This window comes from Odoribacter sp. N54.MGS-14 (assembly GCF_000980295.1).
GTDB classification, from domain to species: Bacteria; Bacteroidota; Bacteroidia; order Bacteroidales; family Marinifilaceae; genus Odoribacter; species Odoribacter splanchnicus.
This window is the reverse complement of sequence record NZ_LARL01000121.1, coordinates 1-3,839: the sequence shown is the minus strand read 5'-3', so window position 1 is coordinate 3,839 and position 3,839 is coordinate 1. Positions and strand designations below refer to the sequence as shown.

Here is a 3,839-nt window from a genome sequence, read left to right as displayed (position 1 = left end):
AACGATCGTCCGGGATATAAATCCAGGCTGATTTTAAATTCTCCCGCTCGGTAACAGGTAGAAAATCGATCGTAGCCGGAATACCTAAAAACCTTAATTTATATACTTCAGGTACTAATTCCCCTGGGAATTTTGCTTCTCCTGCCGAGAATGCCTTCAACAGGAAATGCCCCAACTGATAAGGAGAGTTCCGACAATCATCATAATGACGGACAAGATAATCGAACTTAGTGCGATAAAGCGTATCAGGTCCGGGAAATCGGAAGGGATCTTCATCTCCCACCCGATAGGGAAGTAAATACTCGGAAAAAGTTTCGAAAGTCATTCCCTTCAGCCAGGAACAAGTCCTGTATTGACCGACTTTGGATTCAATATGGCGAATCAGAAAGGCCGGCGGTATTGTTTCACTAACTGTTTGCCCGGCACTATTACAAGTGTAACTATTAATCTGGCTCAACAAAAAGTAAGCAGCTTTTTGTTTTACAGAATCCGCCTCGTCCCAAGTAAAGTGACGGCCAATCGATGACCCGTATTCCGGGCAAATACTTCCTTCCGGTATTTCTCCCTTCTTACAGGTACACCCTAAAAAACAAAAAATTACAATACAATACAGATATTTCATACCTTTTATCACACAATTTTGATTTCTATCCTCTGAAAAATACCACCATTAAAAATTACAGATTTTATGGCCCAGGTTATACCTTGCATTTAAAAAGACAGCTTATATGATCAAACGAGTGGCTACTCCGATGAAAAAGCGGACTCTGTATTATGGAAACTTCCAAAATTCCGAAAACGACAGTTGCCAGGTACCCTGATTTTTAGAAAGATACATTATAAAAACAAAAAAAAATCAGGATTTACACTTTTTTTTGGTAAAACTATCTTCCTAATACCTTTCTTTTGATTTTCCTAAAAAGTTGTATATTTTTGTAACGATAAGCAATGTTGAGAAAACGATAATGTTCAACTTACAACAGGCCATATTGAAGCATTGGCAGAACAAGAAGGGGGATTGGATTGCAGCTACAATCGTCATCCATCAAAATGTGAAATTTATGTTGGCACCAAAGGTAAAATCAAATTATTGGGAGGCACTATAATCAGTGCAGGAGCAGATGACTATGTAAGATTCAATATTTACGAATTAAAAGTAAACGCATGAAAGTACTATATCTCTTCAATTTCATCATATTAATTCTTTCAGGTTCTTGTACACCAAAAGAAGCAATAATAGAAGCGAATAAAAAATTTGTAATAGACATTAATCAGCAGGATAAAATCACAATTTTTTTTAATGCTTATCACACTATTGCTTTGGAAACCACTCCAAACAATTTGATAGGAGGAATTGATAAGATAGTTCTTCAAAACGAACATATATATATTCTCGATAAAAAACAAGCCACCATTTTTATTTTTACCCATAACGGGAAATACCAAAATAAAATAGCCAACCAAGGAAGAGCTCCGGGAGAGTACCTTTCCATTTCCGATTTTGAGGTCTATGATTCTCATGTGTATTGCCTTTCACGAACAAATCAGAAAATTTTCAAATATGATACCAACGGTGTTTTTCAAAATACTATACAAGTGAATGATTGGTATGATTGTTTTCATATTCAGAACGATAGTACCATCTATTTATTTTCTGATTATTCAAATAATCAATTATACAATTATGTCGTGTACAATCCTATAACAAAAGAAATTATCAATCGATTAGACAAGTTTAAAAAAAATCAAGGGTTCAGTTTTGAATATTCCCCCTTTCATTGTCTCGATAGTAATTTATTGGTCAGTGAACAATACGAACATACAATCTTTTCATTAACTTCCCAAGAAAAGAAACCTTTATACTCTTTTATATTCAATACCAGTGATCAAATTCCCCCGTTCATATATACTGACAGAGAAAAAACATATCATTTCCTACAAGGGAAAGAGACTCTGAGAAGAATAAAAGGATTATATATTTCGCAAGGGACATTGAATATTGTATATTCTATTTTTTACAAAAATACCGGGATAAAAGACTTTATTTCAAAAATCGATACAGCAACAAAAGAAGTGAAAACGATAAAACTGGGTGATGATTTTTTTCCAGAATACCCTTTTTTATATAGCGCATTTTGCGTATATCAAGATCAAATAATTTCATATATTCCAGCCCTATTAGCATTGAATGTCGACAAACAATATGGATTAAACCGATTCACTTCAATCTCTTTAAAAGAAACGGATAATCCTGTCCTCATTTTCCACCATCTAAAATAAACTTAAGCAATTTCTCCCCAATAGCATAAAATATATCATAACAAATTTCTGTTAGCTTGTTTATCAATAAGCATGGGATGTACTTCCCCTAAAAAGAAATCAAACAGGTTGTCAAACATTGGATGGGAAAAGAGATTGTTTTTCCAGACAATTTAACCATGAAAATATATGGAAAAGATACTATAGATTATTCATTACTAAACCATAAGTATAAAATACTCTATTATGTGGATACAAATGGTTGCCATAAGTGCCAATTGAAATTCTATGAATGGCAAAGATGGCAAAAGAGTTATCCGCCGTTAAAGAGATAGCAGCACGACAGGTACAGGTTTTATTTTACATACTTCAAATATGAAAGGGAAATCAGGGGGATGATTTATACCACTAACCGGATCGAAATTATAAAAGGGTTATTAATATGAGAGGCGCTATGCCGAATCAACAGGCGGTCATACTACTTATGGGAACGGTGGCACAGAATGTAGATATTTATAAATATCGAAAAACACAGGTTTTCCGATTGATCCCTCATCCACACTATCGGCTCGAACCCGATAAAATAAAAAGACCGGAAAAAAATCCGATCTTTTTATAACTTTCATTAATTTGGCGGAGAGAGAGGCTCTCGAACCTACATATTCAAGAAATATCATAAAATTGCAAATTACTGATAATCACATACTATCTGGAGTACATAGTAAATCTAAATCTTTCTGAATATCTTTTGCTATTCCAAATATTGGGTGTATATTTGGGTGTAGAATTTCAAATACACCCAATTATGAATATCAAACGTAACATCATTTTTGCATTGGAAAGCCGGAAGAAGAACGGTGTGCCAATCGTGGAGAACGTGCCTATCCGTATGCGTGTCATATACGCAAGTCAGCGCATTGAGTTTACAACGGGTTACCGCATTGATGTAGCCAAGTGGGATGCTGACAAGCAGCGAGTGAAGAACGGGTGTACCAACAAACTAAAGCAAAGTGCATCTGAAATCAATGCCGATCTGCTGAAATACTATACCGAAATTCAAAACGTGTTCAAGGAATTTGAGGTACAGGAAGCCATGCCCACTACCCAACAGCTAAAGGACGCATTCAACCTGCGGATGAAAGATACAAGTGAAGACCAGGAAGACGTAAAGATAAGTTTTTGGGAGGTATTCGATGAATTTGTAAAAGAATGCGGCAATCAGAATAACTGGACTGAATCCACATACGAAAAGTTTGCAGCCGTTAAAAATCACCTCAAGGAGTTCAAGGAAGATGTGACCTTTGAATATTTCGATGAGTTCGGATTGAACGAGTATATCAATTTCCTGCGTGACAAAAAAGACATGAGAAACAGTACCATCGGTAAACAAATGGGATTCCTCAAATGGTTCCTGCGATGGAGCTTCAAGAAAGACTATCACCAGAATATAGCATACGATACGTTCAAACCGAAATTGAAAACCACCCCCAAGAAGGTAATCTTCCTGACATGGGAAGAGTTGAACAGACTAAAAGACTATCAGATACCCAAAGACAAACAGTATCTGGAACGTGTCCGGG

At 35.8% G+C, this 3,839-nt stretch carries 2 protein-coding genes and 2 pseudogenes; 3 read left to right on the top strand and 1 reads right to left on the bottom strand.

The features are described from left to right. Positions 1-622, bottom strand: a pseudogene (locus tag WS42_RS14325) (hypothetical protein); the annotation flags it as partial. A gap of 542 nt (positions 623-1,164) precedes the next feature. Between WS42_RS14325 and WS42_RS14320 the strand changes: the two are divergent. The 3 genes and pseudogenes from WS42_RS14320 to WS42_RS14310 form a co-directional block, all read left to right on the top strand. Beyond that, complete coding sequence (locus WS42_RS14320) at positions 1,165-2,280, top strand: DUF4934 domain-containing protein (RefSeq protein ID WP_022161501.1); 1,116 nt, start codon at positions 1,165-1,167, stop codon at positions 2,278-2,280. Between the two features lie 275 nt (positions 2,281-2,555). Continuing rightward, positions 2,556-2,782, top strand: a pseudogene (locus WS42_RS15820) (transposase); the annotation flags it as partial. Positions 2,783-3,064: 282 nt separating this feature from the next. Continuing rightward, the coding region (locus tag WS42_RS14310; RefSeq protein ID WP_046451322.1) for a phage integrase SAM-like domain-containing protein at positions 3,065-3,839 on the top strand (775 nt) is incomplete at its 3' end.